At 51.1% G+C, this 19711-nt stretch carries 11 protein-coding genes and 2 pseudogenes; 8 read left to right on the forward strand and 5 right to left on the reverse strand.

Annotated features, from left to right (window positions below; all coding sequences use genetic code 11):
- Positions 1-257: 257 nt before the first annotated feature.
- The 4 genes and pseudogenes from purL (at position 258) to C3V43_RS12450 (ending at position 7170) form a co-directional block, all read left to right on the forward strand.
- A complete protein-coding gene (gene purL, locus C3V43_RS12435) occupies positions 258-3965 on the forward strand; it encodes a phosphoribosylformylglycinamidine synthase (RefSeq protein ID WP_106070059.1) in 3708 nt (1235 codons plus the stop codon).
- A gap of 375 nt (positions 3966-4340) precedes the next feature.
- Positions 4341-6053 (forward strand): annotated as a pseudogene (locus tag C3V43_RS12440) (hybrid sensor histidine kinase/response regulator transcription factor); the annotation flags it as partial.
- A complete protein-coding gene (locus C3V43_RS12445; RefSeq protein WP_106070061.1) occupies positions 6050-6598 on the forward strand; it encodes a chromate transporter in 549 nt (182 codons plus the stop codon). The pseudogene C3V43_RS12440 and the gene C3V43_RS12445, both read left to right, overlap by 4 nt.
- 23 nt (positions 6599-6621) lie before the next feature.
- On the forward strand, positions 6622-7170 hold the full coding sequence (locus C3V43_RS12450; protein WP_106070062.1) for a chromate transporter: 549 nt from the start codon (positions 6622-6624) through the stop codon (positions 7168-7170).
- Positions 7171-7182: 12 nt separating this feature from the next.
- Here C3V43_RS12450 and C3V43_RS12455 read toward each other — a convergent pair whose 3' ends face one another.
- Both C3V43_RS12455 and C3V43_RS12460 read right to left on the reverse strand, forming a co-directional pair.
- Positions 7183-8694: a glycoside hydrolase family 10-like protein gene (locus tag C3V43_RS12455; protein WP_106070063.1), complete on the reverse strand. Its 1512-nt coding sequence runs from the start codon at positions 8692-8694 to the stop codon at positions 7183-7185.
- Between the two features lie 429 nt (positions 8695-9123).
- A complete protein-coding gene (locus tag C3V43_RS12460; RefSeq protein WP_106070064.1) occupies positions 9124-9948 on the reverse strand; it encodes a Lin1244/Lin1753 domain-containing protein in 825 nt (274 codons plus the stop codon).
- Between the two features lie 377 nt (positions 9949-10325).
- On the opposite strand from C3V43_RS12460, the gene uvrA reads away from it, so the two are divergent.
- Positions 10326-13121, forward strand: coding sequence for an excinuclease ABC subunit UvrA (gene uvrA / locus C3V43_RS12465; RefSeq protein ID WP_106070065.1), 2796 nt, complete (start codon positions 10326-10328; stop codon positions 13119-13121).
- 144 nt (positions 13122-13265) lie between these two features.
- Here the strand turns inward: uvrA and C3V43_RS12470 are convergent, their stop codons facing one another.
- Genes C3V43_RS12470 through C3V43_RS12480 form a run of 3 tightly spaced genes read right to left on the reverse strand, consistent with a single transcriptional unit; the run spans position 13266 to position 15428 of the window.
- Positions 13266-13754, reverse strand: a complete 489-nt coding sequence (locus C3V43_RS12470; protein ID WP_106070591.1) for a hypothetical protein — start codon at positions 13752-13754, stop codon at positions 13266-13268.
- Between the two features lie 25 nt (positions 13755-13779).
- The gene (locus C3V43_RS12475) at positions 13780-13998 is read right to left on the reverse strand and encodes a hypothetical protein (protein ID WP_106070066.1); all 219 of its coding nucleotides are present in this window, start codon (positions 13996-13998) and stop codon (positions 13780-13782) included.
- Positions 13998-15428: a carbon starvation CstA family protein gene (locus C3V43_RS12480; protein ID WP_106070067.1), complete on the reverse strand. Its 1431-nt coding sequence runs from the start codon at positions 15426-15428 to the stop codon at positions 13998-14000. Before C3V43_RS12480 ends, C3V43_RS12475 begins: the two co-directional genes overlap by 1 nt.
- A gap of 105 nt (positions 15429-15533) precedes the next feature.
- On the opposite strand from C3V43_RS12480, the gene C3V43_RS12485 reads away from it, so the two are divergent.
- The 3 genes and pseudogenes from C3V43_RS12485 to C3V43_RS12495 all read left to right on the forward strand — a co-directional run bounded on the left by C3V43_RS12485 (position 15534) and on the right by C3V43_RS12495 (position 19707).
- On the forward strand, positions 15534-16985 hold the full coding sequence (locus C3V43_RS12485) for a glycoside hydrolase family 10-like protein (RefSeq protein WP_106070068.1): 1452 nt from the start codon (positions 15534-15536) through the stop codon (positions 16983-16985).
- A 231-nt stretch (positions 16986-17216) separates the two neighbouring features.
- A pseudogene (locus C3V43_RS12490) lies at positions 17217-18186 on the forward strand (acyltransferase family protein); the annotation flags it as partial.
- Positions 18187-18486: 300 nt separating this feature from the next.
- A complete protein-coding gene (locus tag C3V43_RS12495; protein WP_106070069.1) occupies positions 18487-19707 on the forward strand; it encodes a site-specific integrase in 1221 nt (406 codons plus the stop codon).
- The last annotated feature ends 4 nt before the right edge of the window (positions 19708-19711 follow it).

Below are 19711 nucleotides of genomic sequence, written 5' to 3' on the forward strand. Positions count from 1 at the left end.
GACAAGTGCCTGACAAGGCGGAAACAAACCACTGATATCCAACGTGATATACTTCAAAAACAAGCCTTCAGGTGAAACCATCGACCTGCTTCCTATCCCGAACCCGGGTAAACATTACACGCAAGCCCTGTTTTTTTATTATCAATCTTTTTACCTCCACGACGATTTTCCTTATCTTTGCCACACAAAACGAAGAGGATGCTTGAAAAAGTGACTCCGGCGATAAGACCGTAATTCATAAAATCGTAAATACAACCATGATTCTTTTTTTCAGAACCCCGTCCAAGAGCGTGATTGCCGCAGAGTGCGACCGCAACCTCAATCAGGCAGACAGCGACAAACTCTGCTGGCTTTTTGGAGAAGCCGCCCCCGAAAGTGAAGACAACCTGAAAGGACATTTCGTAGGCCCGCGTCGCGAAATGATTACCCCTTGGAGCACAAATGCCGTAGAAATCACTCAGAACATGGGCTTGAACGGCATAACCCGCATCGAGGAATACTTTCCCGTGAAAGACGAGAACGCAGACCACGACCCTATGCTGCAACGCATGTACAAAGGTCTCGACCAGAACATATTTACCACAAACCGCCGGCCGGAACCCATCGTACACATCGAAGACCTGGAAGCATACAACGAAAAAGAAGGCCTGGCCCTCTCCAAAGAAGAAATGGACTACCTTAAGAAGGTGGAAAAAGACCTCGGCCGCAGGCTGACCGATTCCGAAGTATTCGGCTTCGCGCAAATCAACTCGGAACACTGCCGCCACAAAATCTTCGGCGGAACGTTCATCATCGACGGTGTGGAACAAGAGTCGTCGCTCTTCCAGATGATTAAAAAGACCACGCAAGAAAATCCCAATAAGATTATTTCCGCTTACAAAGACAACGTAGCCTTTGCCGAAGGACCGGTCATCGAGCAGTTTGCCCCGGCCGACCACTCCAAGCCCGATTATTTCCGGATGAAAGACATCAAGAGCGTCATCTCGCTGAAAGCGGAAACACACAACTTCCCCACTACCGTGGAACCGTTCAACGGCGCTTCTACCGGCACAGGCGGCGAAATCCGCGACCGTATGGGCGGCGGAAAAGGCTCGTGGCCGATTGCAGGGACCGCCGTCTACATGACATCCTATCCCCGCACGGACGAAGGACGCACTTGGGAAGAAATCTTGCCGGTGCGCAAATGGCTGTATCAAACCCCGGAACAAATCCTGATCAAAGCATCCAACGGTGCCAGCGATTTTGGAAACAAGTTCGGTCAGCCTCTGATTTGCGGTTCCGTGCTCACTTTCGAGCATAAAGAGAATGACGAGACATACGGATACGACAAGGTCATCATGCTGGCCGGCGGCGTGGGATACGGCACTCAACGCGACTGCCTGAAAGGCAAACCCGAAGCCGGAAACAAAGTGGTGGTCATCGGAGGAGATAATTATCGCATCGGTTTGGGAGGCGGTTCCGTTTCTTCCGTAGATACCGGACGATACAGCAGCGGCATCGAACTGAATGCCGTGCAACGCGCCAACGCCGAGATGCAGAAACGTGCCTACAACGTGGTACGCGCGCTCTGTGAGGAAGATACCAATCCGGTTGTTTCCATCCACGACCACGGCTCGGCCGGACACGTCAACTGTTTGTCAGAACTCGTGGAAGAGTGCGGCGGCCTGATTGATATGAGCAAGCTGCCCATCGGCGACAAGACATTGTCGGCAAAGGAGATTATAGCCAACGAGAGTCAGGAGCGTATGGGACTGCTGATTCAGGAAGAAGCCATCGAACACGTGCGCAAGATTGCCGAACGCGAACGCGCTCCGATGTACGTAGTGGGCGAAACCACCGGCGACCATCGCTTTGCTTTCCAACAGGCGGATGGCATACGTCCGTTCGACCTTGCCGTAGAACAGATGTTCGGCTCGTCTCCAAAGACCTATATGGTGGACAAGACCGTGGAACGTCACTACGAGATGCCGAAATACCAACTTTCGCAACTGCACGAATATCTTACCAACGTGCTCCAACTGGAAGCCGTGGCTTGCAAAGATTGGCTGACAAACAAGGCAGACCGTTCCGTAACGGGCAGAGTGGCCCGCCAGCAATGCCAAGGCGAATTACAGTTGCCGTTGAGCGACTGCGGTGTGGTGGCTTTGGACTACCGTGGCGAAAAAGGCATTGCCACCTCTTTGGGTCATGCCCCCCAAGCCGCGCTTGCCGACCCGGCTGCCGGCTCCATACTCTCCGTCAGCGAAGCGCTGACCAACTTGGTCTGGGCACCGCTTGCCGAAGGGCTGGACAGCGTATCGCTCTCCGCCAACTGGATGTGGCCTTGCCGTTCGCAGGAAGGCGAAGACGCCCGCCTCTACAAGGCTGTAAAAGCGTTGAGCGACTTCTGCTGCGCCTTACAAATCAATGTGCCTACCGGCAAAGACTCCCTCTCCATGACACAGAAATATCCCGACGGCAGCAAGGTCATTGCTCCGGGCACGGTGATCGTTTCTGCCGGCGGTGAAGTCTCCGACATAAAGAAAGTTGTTTCGCCGGTGTTGGTCAACAACGAAAAGAGCACTCTCTATCACATCGACTTCAGCTTCGATAACCTGAAGCTGGGTGGTTCCGCTTTCGCACAATCACTGGGCAAAGTGGGCGACGACGTTCCTTGCGTGCAGGATGCCGAGTATTTCCGTGATGCTTTCCTTGCCGTGCAGGAGCTGGTGAACAAGGGATTGATTCTTGCCGGACACGACATTTCGGCCGGCGGCCTCATCACCACACTGCTGGAGATGTGTTTTGCCAACGTTGAAGGCGGCATGGAAATCAATCTGGACAAAATCAAGGAACAAGACCTCATCAAAATCCTGTTTGCAGAAAATCCGGGTATCGTGATTCAGGTAAGCGACAAGCACAGGGACGAAGTGAAACGTATCATGGAAGATGCAGGAGTAGGCTACGTCGCACTCGGCAAGCCGACAGACGAACGCCACATCCTTGTATCGAAAAATGGCGCCACCTACCAGTTCGGCATCGACTACATGCGCGATGTGTGGTACTCCACATCTTACCTGCTCGACCGCAAGCAATCCATGAACGGCTGCGCCAAGAAACGTTTCGAGAATTACAAGATGCAACCGTTGGAATTTGCGTTCAAGCCCGATTTCACAGGCAAGTTCTCCCAATTTGGCATCGACCCGAACCGCCGCACGCCATCGGGCATCCGTGCAGTCGTTATCCGCGAGAAAGGCTCGAACAGCGAGCGTGAGATGGCATATGCCCTCTACTTGGCAGGTTTCGACGTAAGAGACGTGACCATGACCGACCTCATCAGCGGACGCGAAACATTGGAAGACGTGAACATGGTGACCTACGTCGGCGGTTTTTCCAACTCAGACGTTCTCGGTTCGGCCAAAGGATGGGCGGGAGGATTCCTCTACAACCCCAAAGCGAAAGAAGCACTCGACAAGTTCTATGCCCGCGAAGATACCCTGTCGCTGGGCATCTGCAACGGGTGCCAACTGATGATGGAGCTTGGGCTCATCAACCCCGAACACAAGAAAAAGGGCAAAATGCTGCATAATGATTCGCATAAATTCGAGTCCGAATTCGCCGGCGTGGTGATTCCCGCCAACCGCAGTGTGATGTTCGGTTCGTTGAGCGGCAGCAAAATCGGCGTATGGGTGGCCCACGGCGAAGGAAAATTCTCATTGCCGTATGACGAGGACCGATACAACGTGGTAGCCAAGTTCAATTATGACGAATATCCCGGCAATCCCAACGGTTCCGACTATTCGGTAGCGGCACTGGCAAGCGCCGACGGACGTCACCTCGCCATGATGCCCCACCCCGAACGTTCCATCCTGCCCTGGCAGAACGGCTGTTATCCGGCAGAGCGCATAAACAGCGACCAAATCACTCCGTGGATGGAAGCGTTTGTCAATGCGCGCAAGTGGATAGAGGAGAAGATGAAAAAGTAACGATGTAACAAAGACATACACACAAAGACAGCGTGCCAAGGCTCTTTCGGGAACCTTGGCACGTTTCGTTTCTACTGCTACCCGCACAGGAGAGCCCGGAAGCCTTTCTTCCTCTAACATTCCGACATCGACACAGATGAGGAGCAAGACATAAAACAGTTATCTCTCCATCCGTTTGTTCTTTCCAAACAAAAACATTATTTTTGTAGTGGCTTTATGACTCTTGTCTACCGGCATCAATCTCAAAAACACCAGACAATCATGAAAAGGTTCTTTTTTTTCTTCACGTCACTATTTTCCCTTGTGTGCCCGGCACAAATCGACAAACACAGTGCTCTTGAAAACGAACTAATCAATAACCCCACAAGTGCCCCCATCCAAGATTCTTTTCAAATCAGTCTTTGGGTGTTGGCGCTTTACACCATTGTCATCATAGCGGCGGCAAGTACAATCATGCTCATCATCCTCATGCGGCAACAGCGAAAAGCCGCCGATGAAAAAATGCGTTTCTTCATCAACGCGGCCCACAACATACGCACACCGCTGACACTGATAAAAGCTCCCTTGGAAGAACTGGCAGAGCAAGAAAACCTGAGCGAAAACGGACAAAGAAATGCCGGCACTGCATTGCGAAACGTAAATGCCTTGTTGCAACTTACCACCAATCTCGTCAACCTTGAGCGCATAGACACCTACTCCGACTCCTTGTATATATCCGAATACGAGCTGAATACCTATATAGCAGAAACCGTAGACGCATTTCGCCCCCATGCCGACGTCAAGCATATCAACCTGACCAGCCAAAGCGACTTCCGCTACCTGAACGTATGGATTGACAAAGACAAGATGGACGCCATCCTGAAGAACTTGTTATCGAATGCCTTGAAATACACCCCCGAAGGAGGAAAGGTAGACATCTCTGCCCACGAAACGGACGACACATGGAGCATTGCAGTAACCGATACGGGTATCGGCATTCCGGCATCGGAACAAAAACAGCTTTTCAAGAAACATTTCCGGGGCAGGAATGCCGTCAACTCCCAAGTAACGGGAAGCGGCATCGGGCTGCTCTTGGTGTGGAAACTTGTCAGGCTGCATAAAGGGAAGCTGAAACTCAACAGTACGGAAGGAAGCGGCACGTGCGTCAAGATTACTTTTCCAAAAAGGAAAGAAGCGTTCGACAAGGCCGTGCAATGCCCCAATGCCAGACACACGCAGATGGTTTATTCGACAGCCGGAGTGCCGGTCAACGTTCCTGCCCCGTCGCTTACACATAAGAGTAACGAAGGCCAACCGTCCGACGGCAGCACCCGGCAAAAGATACTGATTGTGGAAGACAACAGTGAACTGAGGGAGTACCTGCGCGGCAGCTTGTCCGAACAGTATGACACACGCGTATGCTCCAACGGGAAAGAGGCTCTTACGTTTGCCGGGGAATATCTGCCCGACTTGATTATTTCAGACATCATGATACCCGGACTGAAAGGAGACGAGTTGTGCCATGCCCTGAAGAATGACATCAACACCTCTCACATTCCCTTCATTCTGCTCACGGCCCTGAATACGGACAGAAACATCATTGAGGGCCTGCAAAGCGGAGCAGACGAATACCTCGTGAAGCCTTTCAACATAGGCATATTACGTGCAAGCATAGCCAACCTGCTGGCCAACCGCAAACTGCTGCGCCAGAAGTTTGCCAACCTTGAACTGAACGAGGACAAGAACGGCACAGATTGCATCAATTGTTCCACAGACTTGGACTGGAGATTCGTTGCCACCGTGAAGAAAGAAGTGGAAGCGAATATGGAGCAACCCAACTTCAACGTAGACGCGCTTTGCAACCTGATGAACATGAGCAGAACCAGCTTTTACAATAAGATAAAAGCCCTGACGGACCAAGCTCCGGCCGACTACATCCGGTTGATTCGGTTGAACCATGCCGCCCAGCTCCTGAAAGAGCAACGATACAGCATTACAGAAATATCGGAGAAAACAGGGTTCAGCGACGCTAAATACTTCCGCGAAGTATTCAAGAAGCACTTCAATATGAGTCCGAGCCAGTACGCCAAAACCACACAACAAGGATGAACATATATATCGAAGCATTCTCCATCTTCTTCAAGATAGGAGCTTTCACCATCGGGGGCGGATATGCCATGGTGCCCTTGATAGAGAACGAGATTGTGAACAAACGAAACTGGGTAGCCAAAGAAGACTTCATCGACCTGCTTGCCATAGCACAGTCGGCACCGGGTGTTCTTGCGGTCAACATTTCCATTTTCATAGGCTATCGGTTGAGGGGGATACGCGGCAGCCTCGTCACAGCTTTAGGCACCATACTTCCTTCGTTCCTCATCATTCTGGCCATTGCACTGTTTTTCCACAACTTCAAGGAGAATCCCGTTGTGGAACGCATCTTCAAGGGCATCCGCCCGGCAGTGGTGGCCTTGATAGCCGCACCTACATTCAGCATGGCCAAGTCGGCCAAAATAAACCGCTACAACATCTGGATACCGGTGGTTTCGGCACTGCTCATCTGGCAGTTGAACTTCTCGCCCGTCTGGATAATCATTGCGGCAGGCGTAGGAGGCTACCTGTACGGAAGACTGCAAAACACCCCCACTAATCACTAACCGCTAATCGCTCACCACTCACCATGATTTTCCTGCAATTATTCTATACCTTCTTTAAAATAGGGCTTTTCGGTTTCGGAGGCGGATATGCCATGCTTTCGATGATACAAGCCGAAGTTGTCACCCGCTACGGGTGGCTCTCCCCTCAAGAATTTACGGATATCGTTGCCATCAGCCAGATGACCCCCGGTCCCATAGGCATCAATTCGGCAACTTATGTAGGGTTCACCGCCACAGGCAGCGTATGGGGGGCAATCGTTGCCACCTTTGCCGTGACGCTCCCCTCGTTTATCCTGATGCTGACCATCAGCAGGTTTTTCCTGAAGTATCAGAAGCATCCGTCAGTCGAAGCGGTATTCGGCGGACTACGCCCTGCCGTGGTAGGCTTGCTGGCATCCGCCGCATTGCTGCTGATGAATACGGAAAACTTCGGCTCGCCTACGGAAGACACCTATTCCTTCATTGTCAGTTGCATCCTCTTCCTCGTTGCATTCGTGGGCACAAGAAGATACAGGCTGAACCCCATAGGGATGATAATTGCTTGCGGAATAGCCGGACTGATATTGTATTAGCCCGACCGGGGATTACAGTTTCACTTTCTTCCCCACGGATTTCGACTCGTTGTGCAGGCGGTCCAAAGCCGTCACCACATAGCGGTACTTGGTTTTCCCGCCCTCATAGGGTAACTTATAGAAGTTGTCGCGCGTCACGGCCACGATGTGCGAAGGGTCGTCGATATTCACCTTCTTGCCTGCCTCGAAACGATATACCACATATTGCACGGCACGGTTCATCTCCTCCCTGTATTTGGGTGCAGTCCAGAAGAGCATATAACCGTCTGCCGTCCACACCGGTTTCACTTTGCGCACCTTGGCAGGAGCTTCATTGTCCATGAAATCAAACACCGGGGGTAAGGCCAGATATTTATGATATTCGGCAATCAAGGCATCGCGATACTTGCCCGCATTCTCCACAACCGCACTTGCAGGCCACTGGCAACTGCCTCCGATTGTCTGGTAAGCCCGCTGCCAAGCCATCTTGCGCGGAAGCTGATTCACCGACGGATTGTTCGGGTCGGCATGCTGCACCGTGTTCATTACAGACTGGCCGATGAACAGAGGTCGGTTCTCCGTATGCTTGGCCCACCACTTCACCAATGTTTCGTAATCGGCCGCCGGATGACCTATCTGCCAGTAAATCTGCGGGATGTTATAGTCTATCCAACCCTCGCGCGCCCACAACAAGACGTCGGCATAGAGGTCGTCATAGTTCTGCAGCCCCTTTGTTTTGCTGCCCAGCGGGTCGCTGCTCTCGTTGCGGTAAATGCCGAACGGAGAAACGCCGAACTTCACCCAGGGCTTAATCTCACGGATGGTTTCGTGCAGTTTCTTTATCAGGATATTCACATTGCTCCGACGCCAGTCTCCCCTATCGCCGAAGCCTCCGCCGTAACGGGCAAAGCCGGCGTCATCCGGGAAATCCTGTCCTTTGATGGGATAAGGATAGAAATAATCGTCCATGTGGATGGCATCCACGTCGTAACGGGACACGATATCGCTCACCACCATGCAGATATGCCGGCGGCTTTCGGGCAATGCCGGGTCGAAATACAGCTGGTCGCCATAGGTCACGAACCACTCCGGGTGGATATTATATACATGGCCGGGAGCCAACTCGTTCTTCAAGGTCGTTTTGGTGCGATACGGATTAATCCAAGCATGAAATTCCATGCCCCGCTTGTGGCACTCCTCAATCATAAACTGCATAGGATCCCAATACGGTTCGGGGACTTTGCCTTGCACCCCGGTGAGGAAACGGCTCCACGGTTCCAGCCGGGAGGCATACAGAGCATCTCCTTCGGGACGCACCTGAAAGATAATGGCGTTGATGCCTGCCCCTCGCAGAGAGTTCAACTGGCTTATCAGCGTCTGCTTCAGCTTGTCTGTGGGGACACCGCGAAACTGCCCGTTCACCGCCTGCATCCATGCGGCACGAAATTCACGTTTGGGATGCACAGGGCCTGTTTGCACTTGTGCAAATACCCCTCCGGCCAGCAGCGACAGGAGAAGTACGCATAAAAAGGATTTTATTTTCATCTTCCGGTTATAACTTTTTAATATTCAGACACGCGTCTATTCTTAACAGTGCCCACCCTGATGCCGTCTGTCTCACAGGCCGCTCACCAAGCCGGGACATGCCGCCACTACAAGAGCAGGAGGCGAAATTAATGCTTTTATCGAAAGAAAATCAGCACGAATCGGAAAGTATAACAAATCTTAACCATGCCGATATATGCAGACGAACACCCCGCCATGACAACACTGCAAAACGGAAAAACAGAAAGAACATGCGCGGTTTAGCGGTCGCAAGCCCGCACGTCATCACCCGTAGGCCCACATCTTATCATCCGCAACCTCACACTTCACCGTCTGCAATCCCACACTTCATGCTTGCTGCGCCCACACGTTGCGGTGCATGCAGTGTGGCGTCACGTCGGGCCTGCCAACATGCGGGGGAGATATTGCCTAAGGCGGAACGAATGGCTGTTCTTCCACCTCCTCCACCTTAAACGAGGGGGATATATGGGGGAGGTATTTTCTAATCTCTTCTTCTCTTTTCTTTTCTTCTCTTACGCGCGCGAGGGATAGCACACCTCGTAATTCGCTGATAAATTGATAATTAGGCTCAATTTGGGCACTCTTTGAATTGCTTGCCGACTGCGAGCCGGCAGGCAGTTCGCTCGGAGTTGGCAAGCAGTAGCCTGCCGGTCCGTGCGGAGTCTCCATACAAGGTTTGGGTACTCCCGCAGCAGTGGCGGCAAGAGAAGCTGCCGCTTGAAAATCCCCTTTCTCTTCGACGGCCGACCGCGCTTCTTCGCTCATCGGCGGCACTTCTTCGGCAACCGGCAGTACTTCCTCGACAACCGATTCTGTTTCTCCGGTCATCAAGCATGCCTCCTCGGCAGCCGACATCGTTTCTTCATCAACCGTTTCTCCATCCGTTGACAATTCCTCTTCCTTCGCCCTCCTCCCGGCAGTATTTTTCTTTGACACTTCCCTGTTTTTCCGCGAAGTGCCGAAGTAATCGATGGCGGAGAAGAACATATCTCCTTCGATGATGAACAAGCCGTAATTTCTGACTATTTTTTCGAGATAGGCCTGCGGAAATCCTTTCTGCTGCAATAGTTTCAGTTGTCCGAGGAAGAGACGGGGACACTCCTGATTGTAAAGCTGTTCGATGATGTAGAGATAGCTGCCGTAGCCTCTTGCTCCCTCTTCGTCGATGAGTTTGTAGAGCCTGCTGTCACGGCTCAGGTTGAAGCGATGTTTAAACCAACTAAGACCTTCCATAATTGTGTTATATATTGTGTTTGACTTACAACTACAAAGATAATGCTTGAAAACGCAAAATGCAAATGCACCAAACACCGGGTTCGCGGCAATTTATCGCCTCTACAATATATTCTGGGAGGGGTAAAACGCCGCGAACCCGGCATTTCATAAAATTAGCGGGAAATGTGCTTTTTTCTTGAATGATTATAATCAATCATTCCGTATCCTGATTGATACGCGAGTTCGGGATAAGAAACGACGCAAAAACGGCTACAATCGAATAGCCATAGCTTTTACTTTCGAGGGGGTATTCCTAAAAAAAGAACAAGTTCGTTTTATTCTGCCCGTGGTTTGCATTATCTTTGCAGTTCGAAAATCACCAAAGTGACTTGTATATGGCAGAAGGTACATCAATTTCTATAAAAGGGGCGCGTGTCAATAACCTGAAGAATATAGACGTGGAAATCCCGCGCAACCGGTTGGTCGTCATCACCGGATTGTCCGGATCGGGCAAATCATCACTCGCTTTCGACACACTGTATGCCGAAGGGCAACGCCGCTACGTAGAGAGCCTGAGCAGCTACGCCCGTCAGTTTCTGGGACGCATGAGCAAGCCCGAATGCGACTTCATCAAAGGCATACCGCCCGCCATCGCCATCGAGCAAAAAGTCAGCAGCCGCAATCCCCGCTCCACTGTAGGCACTTCGACCGAAATATACGAATACCTGCGGTTGCTCTACGCACGGATAGGAAAAACATTCAGCCCCGTCAGCGGACAGGAAGTGAAGAAACATTCCACCGAAGACATCGTGCGATGTATGAAGGAGCATCCCGAAGGTACGAGATACACCGTGCTTGCCCCCGTGGTGCTGCGCGAAGACCGCAATATGCAGCAACAATTGGAGGTGGACATGAAGCAGGGCTTCACCCGGCTGGAAGTGAATGGCGAAATGGTGCGCATAGACGAATACAAGCCGAAAACCGGTGACACCGTGTTTCTGCTGATAGACCGTATGACTGTTTCTGCCGAAAAAGATGCCGTGAGCCGTCTGACCGACTCGGCCGAGACAGCCATGTACGAAGGAGACGGCGCCTGCCTGCTGCGATTTTACCAGCCCGACGGCACAACCTGCCTCTATCGCTTCAGCACCAAGTTCGAAGCCGACGGCATCACCTTTGAAGAGCCGAACGACCAGATGTTCTCCTTCAACTCGCCCGTAGGCGCCTGCCCGGTATGCGAAGGATTCGGCAAGGTAGTAGGCATAGACGAACATCTGGTAATACCCAACCGCGCCCTATCCGTCTACGACGGGGCTGTGGTGTGCTGGCGAGGCGAGGTGATGGGCGAATGGCGGGATATGGTGATACGCGGAGCCGAGAAAGCCGGTTTCCCCATCTTCAGTCCCTACTACGAGCTGACCGACGAACAGCGCCGGATGCTTTGGGAGGGTACGCCCTACTTCGAAGGAATCAACGCTTTCTTCAAGATGGTGCAGGAGAACCAATATAAGATACAATATCGGGTAATGCTGGCACGATATCGTGGCAAGACAATTTGTCCCAAGTGCCACGGCACCCGCCTGAAACCCGAAGCCAACTACGTGCGGGTGGGCGGACGCAGCATCTCGGAATTAGTGGATTTGCCCATCACGGAGCTGAAGTTCTTTTTCGACAAGCTGAAACTTGAACCACACGATGCCGACGTGGCACGCCGCCTGCTGACGGAGATAAACAACCGTATCCGCTTCCTGCTCGACGTAGGTCTGGGCTATCTCACGCTAAACCGCCTGAGCAATTCGCTTTCCGGAGGCGAAAGCCAGCGCATCAACCTTGCCACTTCGCTGGGCAGCAGTCTGGTGGGCAGCCTTTATATCCTCGACGAGCCGAGCATCGGCCTGCACAGCCGCGACACCGACAAGCTGATCGGCGTGTTGCGCCAATTGCAACAGTTAGGCAATACGGTCGTCGTAGTGGAACATGACGAAGAAATCATCCGTGCGGCGGATTACATCATCGACATCGGTCCCAAAGCAGGACGTCTGGGAGGCGAAGTGGTCTATCAGGGCGACATGAAAGACCTTAAAAAAGGAAGCAACAGCTACACCGTGCGTTACCTGCTGGGCGAGGAAACCATACCGACACCCGCACAACGCCGCCCGTGGAACAACTATATCGAAATAAAAGGAGCACGCGAAAACAACCTGAAAGGGGTGGACGCACGTTTCCCCTTGAATGTGATGACCGTGGTGACCGGCGTCAGCGGTTCGGGCAAGAGCACACTGGTGCGTGATATCTTCTATCGCGCCCTGAAGCGCGAACTGGACGAATGCAACGAACGTCCGGGGGAATTTATTTCCATCGGTGGCGACCTCCGGAACCTGAGCAACGTGGAGTTTGTCGACCAGAATCCCATCGGGAAATCATCGCGAAGCAACCCGGTGACATACATCAAGGCCTACGACGAAATCCGCAAATTGTGGGCGGAGCAGCCGCTCGCCAAACAAATGGGTCACAGTGCCGGACATTTCAGCTTCAACAGCGAAGGAGGACGCTGCGAGGAATGCAAGGGCGAAGGAACTATCACGGTGGAGATGCAATTCATGGCCGACCTTGTGCTGGAATGCGAATCGTGCCACGGTAAACGCTTCAAAGCCGACACGCTGGAAGTGAAATTTCATGACGTCAACATCTACGACGTGCTGAACATGACCATCAACCAAGCCATCGAATTCTTCACAAAGTACGGGCAGAAGAAAATCGTAAAGAAGCTTCAGCCTCTTCAAGATGTGGGTTTGGGATATATCAAATTGGGACAATCGTCATCCACGCTTTCGGGCGGCGAGAACCAGCGTGTGAAGCTGGCCTATTACCTCAGTCAGGAGAAAGCCGACCCCACCCTGTTTATCTTTGACGAGCCTACCACCGGCCTGCACTTCCACGACATCAAGAAACTGCTCGAAGCATTCGACGCACTGATACGTCGCGGACACTCCATCGTAATCATAGAGCACAACCTCGACGTGGTGAAGTGTGCCGATTATGTGATAGACCTCGGCCCGGAAGGAGGAGATAAGGGCGGTAACATAGTGGCAGAGGGCACACCGGAAGAGGTGGCCCGATGTGCGGCAAGCTACACCGGACAGTTTCTGCAAGAGAAACTGCAAGAAGACCGGCAGAAGAGGACGAAGTGATTTTCCAGACGCAGATGACGCGGACGGCACAGATTAAAATAAGAAGAAAATCTGCGCCGTCCGCGTCATCTATGACTGAAGAATATCTTTCTGAAAAGTATACTCTCTGTTTTTCGGAAACCCCAATAAAATGCGGTTATCGACTTAGAAATAAAAACCGAATCCCACCTTCAGGCCGAACTTGGAACGGTCGTCGTTGATATTCCAATAAACGGCCGGCTCAATCGTCACCGTACGGCTGAGGAAAAACGCGTAACCGGCTTCCAAACCGAGCGAAAACTTAGTGTCGTCGTGGCCTTTGCCCCAGTTCCAACGGTCTACATTGACATCAGCTCCCAGAAAAACACCAACTTTATCCAGATAATAGCGACCTCCCACACCCATCGTATAAATGTCGACATCAGAGCCTCCCGTATTCCACGAAACGCCGGCATGCACCAGCAAAGCCAGATTGTCTATAAGGAATGCACCGCCCTTGGCCTCAAGTCCGAAAGAAGCTCTCTCCGTTCCGGTGTCGTACGATAAGTCCAATCCGGTTATGGACGGGTTTACAAACCATTTTCCCTTTTCAAACTGTGCCTGCGCCGCCACTGTGACAACAAGCAGACAAACAAGTAATCCGATTTTTTTCATCTTAGTTAGTTTTTTGAGTGAATAGTTATGATTTTTCATTTTCTTCGCGCCTTTTCCGTTGCAATTCTTCCTTTTTACGAAGAACCAGCCACAACACCAATACGATGACGTATGATGTGATTACTGTGACATACTTTTCCGTTTCGCTGATTTCCGTATTGCGAGGCAGGAAATAAGCCGCCGTTGCCGTGACATAAACAAGCAGAGCTAAAGTCAGCCCGGTAGATTTCTTGATTTTCTTCATCACCAGAGTTTTTTAGTCGTCCTGAAGTTCCAGATATTGAACCAGAAAGCCGCAATCGCCACCGATGAAAGAGCGACAGGCAACGCTATCCCGTTTCCAAAGCCCAGTCCTTCGGGCGAGATACATATATAAGTGGCACATACCGCCGTCATGAATAATGCCGGAAAATAGGTGACATAATAATAATGTCCTTTTTTCTCGCGCACCAGATACACAGTAATAGCCCACAATGTGAAAACGGACAGTGTCTGATTGGCCCATGCAAAATAACGCCAGATCATATCGAAACCGTCTTTGTCGCGCAAGCTGTAAAGCAACAGCCCGATAGCCACCAGAAACATCGGCACGCATATATATAAACGATGACGTATGCTTTTTTGTTCCATTCCCAGAAAATCGGCCACAATAAGACGAGCCGAACGGAAAGCCGTATCGCCACTGGTGACCGGAGCGGCAATAACGCCAAGTACAGCCAAGATGCCGCCTACTGTTCCCAACCAATCCTTAGTAATGGCATCTACGATGACGGCGGCATTGGTCTCTTCCATTCCATTCCGATGAAAGAAGTAAGTGGCGGCGGCAGCCCAGATCAAAGCCACAATTCCTTCTGTTATCATTGCCCCATAGAATACGGGGCGACCGTGACGCTCGCTCGTCATGCAACGTGCCATCAAAGGGCTTTGAGTGGCATGAAAACCGCTGATTGCCCCACAAGCTATACTGACAAACATAATGGGGAAAATGGGCAACAAGTCTGCATTGGGATGTGTATTCTGCAACCCGTCCCAGACTTCGGGCAAAGCGGGATGGTTGACGTAGAGCATCGCCAGAATACCGACAGCCATAAACAGCAGGGCAACGGCAAACAACGGATATATCTTGCCGATAATCTTGTCTATCGGCAGCAAGGTGGCAAGTATATAATAAGCAAAAACAACTATAATCCAGAAAGTGGTATCAAGGCTTTCAGGAGTCAGCTTGGCAAGCAGGCCTGCCGGCCCTGCCACAAACACCGCACCCACCAATATCATCAGCACAACCGTAAAGCCACGCATCACCTGCTTAGCTGTCAGTCCCAAATAACGTCCGATGATTTCGGGCAGGCTTTCGCCTCCATGACGCACGGACAGCATACCGGCAAGATAATCGTGCACGGCACCTGCAAAGATGCTTCCGAGAACAATCCACAGATAAGACGCCGTACCGAACTTAGCTCCCATAATAGCTCCGAAAATAGGTCCCAAACCCGCAATATTGAGGAATTGTATCATAAAGATTTTCCACGTGGGCAAAGGCATGTAGTCCACACCGTCGGCTTTGGTCAAAGCGGGTGTGCTACGGTCATCGGGAGCAAAGACACGCTCCACAAAGCGACCATACAGAAAATAGCCGGTTATCAACGCCAGCAGGCAAAGCGTAAATGTGATCATGATGTATTCGTCTTTTTAATACATGCAAATGTAACAGTTTCTAAGTAAACAGCATAAAATTATCGAGGGTTTTGCTTACCTTCGCCGCGAAAATATAGAATCAGAATGAAACGGAGCACCCTTACCTTATTATATATAGTGCTTATGCTGCCTCTTGCAGCCCAGCTACCCAAGCACGAAGTACGTGCCGCTTGGATAACCGCCGTTTACGGGCTGGATTGGCCTCGCACGCGTGCCACCTCGCCCGAAAGAATGCGCAAACAGCAAGACGAACTCGTAGAGATACTGGACAAGCTGAAAGCTGCCAACTTCAACACCGTGCTGTTCCAGACCCGCACACGGGGCGATGTGCTTTATCAATCGTCCATCGAGCCTTACAACTCCATACTGACAGGCAAGGTAGGAGGAGACCCCGGTTACGATCCGCTGACCTTTGCCATAGAAGAGTGCCACAAACGGGGCATGGAATGTCATGCTTGGATGGTGAGCATCCCTTTGGGAAATAAAAAGCATGTGGCCTCCCTCGGCAAAGAGTCGGTCACCAAAAAGAAAGCGGCCATCTGCGTTCCCTATAAGAATGAGTATTTCCTCAATCCCGGACATCCGCAAACCAAAGAATACCTGATGAGCCTTGTTCGCGAAGTAGTGAAGCGCTATGATGTGGACGGCGTGCACTTCGACTACCTTCGTTATCCGGAGAACGCTCCGCGATTTCCCGATGGATACGACTACAAAAGATACGCCAAGGGGCGCAGTCTGGCGCAATGGCGCAGAGACAACATCACGGACATAGTGCGCTACATCTATAAGGAAGTGAAGGCGCTGAAACCTTGGGTAAAAGTCAGCACCTCGCCCGTAGGCAAATACCGCGACACTTCCCGTTACTCTTCGCGCGGATGGAATGCCTACCACACCGTCTACCAAGACGTGCAAGGCTGGCTGGGCGAAGGCATTCAAGACCAAATATATCCGATGCAATATTTCCGTGGCAACCATTTCTACCCTTTCGCTCTCGACTGGAAAGAACAGAGCAACGGACGGCATATTATTCCCGGCCTCGGCATCTATTTCCTCGACCCCGCCGAAGGCAACTGGACTCTGGACGAGATTGAACGACAGATGCACTTCATACGTGCGCAAAAGCTGGAGGGCGAAGCGCATTATCGGGTGAAGTACTTGATGGACAATACGCAAGGACTGTATGATACTCTGGAGAAGAATTTCTATACCGCCCCTGCACTGCAACCTGCCATGCCGTGGATAGACAGCGTACCTCCTACCCCTCCCACCAACCTGCGTACGGAACAATTGGCCGAAGGCTACCTGCTTCTGCGCTGGAATCCTGCGACAGACAACGACCCGCAGAACGCACCGACGTATGTCGTTTACGGCTCGGACACATATCCCGTAGATACAGACAATCCTAAAAATATTCTGGCGCAACGGGTGCAAGGAACAGAATTTATCTATGCCCCCATCTTCCCTTGGACCACCCGGAAGTATTTCGCAGTAACGGCAGTGGACCGATGCGGAAACGAGAGCCAGGCGGCGCAATAAGAGAGCCCCCATTTCTTCACCTTTTATCAGGCACTTGTGTCTGACTTGACAGAGGCTTGTGTCTGTCGGCTTGAACACTTGTGTCTGTCGGCTCAAAGGCTTGTGTCTGTCCCGTCAGGTGTAAGTGTCTGTCAAGCACTCCGGCAATCTTTTTTCCGCGACACATAGGACTTCCGTTTTTTAACCGTATCTTTACCGCCCAAACCGGTCAACCGATTAAATGCAACCCTTATGGCAACAACTTCCTCGGCAGCTTTTGCCGACACCAAAAAGCACTACCACCTGTTAGACGGCCTTCGTGGCGTAGCCGCCCTCATCGTTATGTGGTATCATGTATTCGAAGGTTATGCTTTTGCCGGCAACACCATGATAGAAAATTTCAATCACGGCTATCTGGCCGTAGATTTCTTTTTCATGCTCTCCGGATTCGTTATCAGCTATGCCTATGACGACCGATGGGGCGGGAGCTTCACCATGAAGGACTTCTTCAAACGCCGTCTGATACGCCTCCATCCTATGGTGATTATGGGGGGCTGTGTTAGGAGCTATCACCTACTGCATTCAAGGAAGCGTGCAATGGGACGGAACGCACATCGCCACATCCATGACGATGCTGGCGCTGCTTTGTACGATGTTTCTCATTCCCGCAGTGCCGGGTGCAGGCCACGAAGTCCGTGGAAACGGAGAAATGTTTCCACTGAACGGTCCGTCTTGGTCGTTGTTCTTTGAGTATATAGGAAATATCCTTTATGCTTTATTCATCCGCCGCCTGCCTACCAAAGCACTGGCTGCACTCGTGGCACTGACGGGAGCAGGATTGGCAGGATTCGCCCTCTCCGATGTCTCCGGATACGGTAATATCGGAATAGGCTGGACATTGGATGCCGTGAACTTCGGAGGCGGAGCATTGCGAATGCTCTTCCCCTTCTCGATGGGTATGCTCTTGGCGCGAAACTTCAAGCCCTTCAAGGTGAGAGGGGCATTCTGGATATGCACGGCCTTGTTGGTGGCTTTACTCTCGATGCCTTACATCGAAGGGATGCAACCTGTCTGCAGAAACGGCATTTACGAAGCATTCTGCATCATTGCCGTTTTTCCCGTCCTCGTCCTGTTAGGAGCATCGGGCACAACAACAGACAGCAAATCGACCCGGATATGCAAGTTCTTGGGAGATATATCCTATCCGCTATATATAGTGCATAATCAGTCATTAAGAATTAAGGGAAACAGGAGGAGTTATAGGGAATGTAACTATTTGAAATAGTACTATTTAGCATTCCTCTGCTGTTTTGATGGTAAGCGAAAACGAGCATCAAACGGCAGGAGTTCCGTTACCAAATCGTAACCCATCAGGGAAAAAGCAAAAAGGGGTTACAAATTGAATGTAAACAACTGTGTCATAGGTTTTTATTCATCATCTTTCATTTTTCTGCATCGCTGGGGAATACTTGTTTATCTGTACCTTTGCAAGCAAAGGAAATTTAGAAAAAACGACAGAAAAATGAAGGAAAACAAACTGAAAGTATCGTTCTTCGTTCAGGCGAAACGAACCGACAAGAAAGGACTTGTGCCTGTCATCGGGCGCATCTCAGTAGGCAGAACCCATTCAGGCTTCTCCACCAAGTGCAAAACTCCGCTCGCTCTTTGGGACAGCCGCAAGCAAAGGCTTATCGGCAAGAGTGCAATGGCGGTGTCCGTCAATCAGAAACTCGGTGAATGCACCGCACTCATCCACACACGCTTTCACGAACTCAGTGAAAGGAAAGAAACTTTCACCGCCACAGACGTGAGGGATGCCTATCAAGGACAAATCTACCACCAAGCCTTGCTCTTGGAGAGTTTCGGGGAGTATCTCACACAGACAAAGGAGCGTATAGGCATTGATAGAGCTTTAAAGACATTCAAACTCCGTACCTACCAGTTCTCCCTGCTCCGTGAGTATGTACAAAAGAAGCACAAGGTAAGAGACATTCCCCTTTCACAGTTGGACAAAGCCTTTATCGAGGGTTTTGAGTATTATCTTACCATCGACCGCAGACTGAAACGCAGCAGCATATCGAGTGCCTTATCCACCTTGCAGACCATCGTCCGCATGGCGGTGAAGAAAGGTGTGCTGGACTTTTATCCGTTCTTGGGCTACAGTTACGAGCGACCAAAGGGTGAACCTCGAAGTATTACGCAGGAAGAACTTGAGCGCATCATCGACTTGGAGATTAAATGGGAGAACTATCGTATTGTCCGTGATTTGTTCGTCTTTTCTTGCTTTTCAGGGCTTGCCATCTCCGATGTCCGCAATCTGAGAGAGGAAAACATTGTCTTGGAAGAAGGCGAACTCTGCATCAAGGGCAGGCGAATAAAAACCAAGACACCATATCGTGTACAAGTACTTCCTCCTGCTTGGGCGATAATAGAGCGGTACAGGGGAAAGCGTGCAGGCTTTGTATTTGATGTCCCTACTACTGACATTATTCTCAATGGCATGCACTACATACAGAGAAACATCGGCATGGAAAGCCCACTAACCTTCCACATGGCTCGCCACACCTTTGCTTCGCTTATCACACTCTCGGCAGGTGTACCTATCGAAACGGTGAGCCGTATGCTCGGACACACAAATTTGAGAACAACACAGGTATATGCAGCTGTTTCCTCCGAGAGAATCCATCGGGACATGCAGGAAGTGCAACAACGCATACAAGATACATTCACCTTAAGATTTTGACATC

Source organism: Prevotella heparinolytica (assembly GCF_002998535.1).
Taxonomy (GTDB): Bacteria; Bacteroidota; Bacteroidia; order Bacteroidales; family Bacteroidaceae; genus Bacteroides; species Bacteroides heparinolyticus.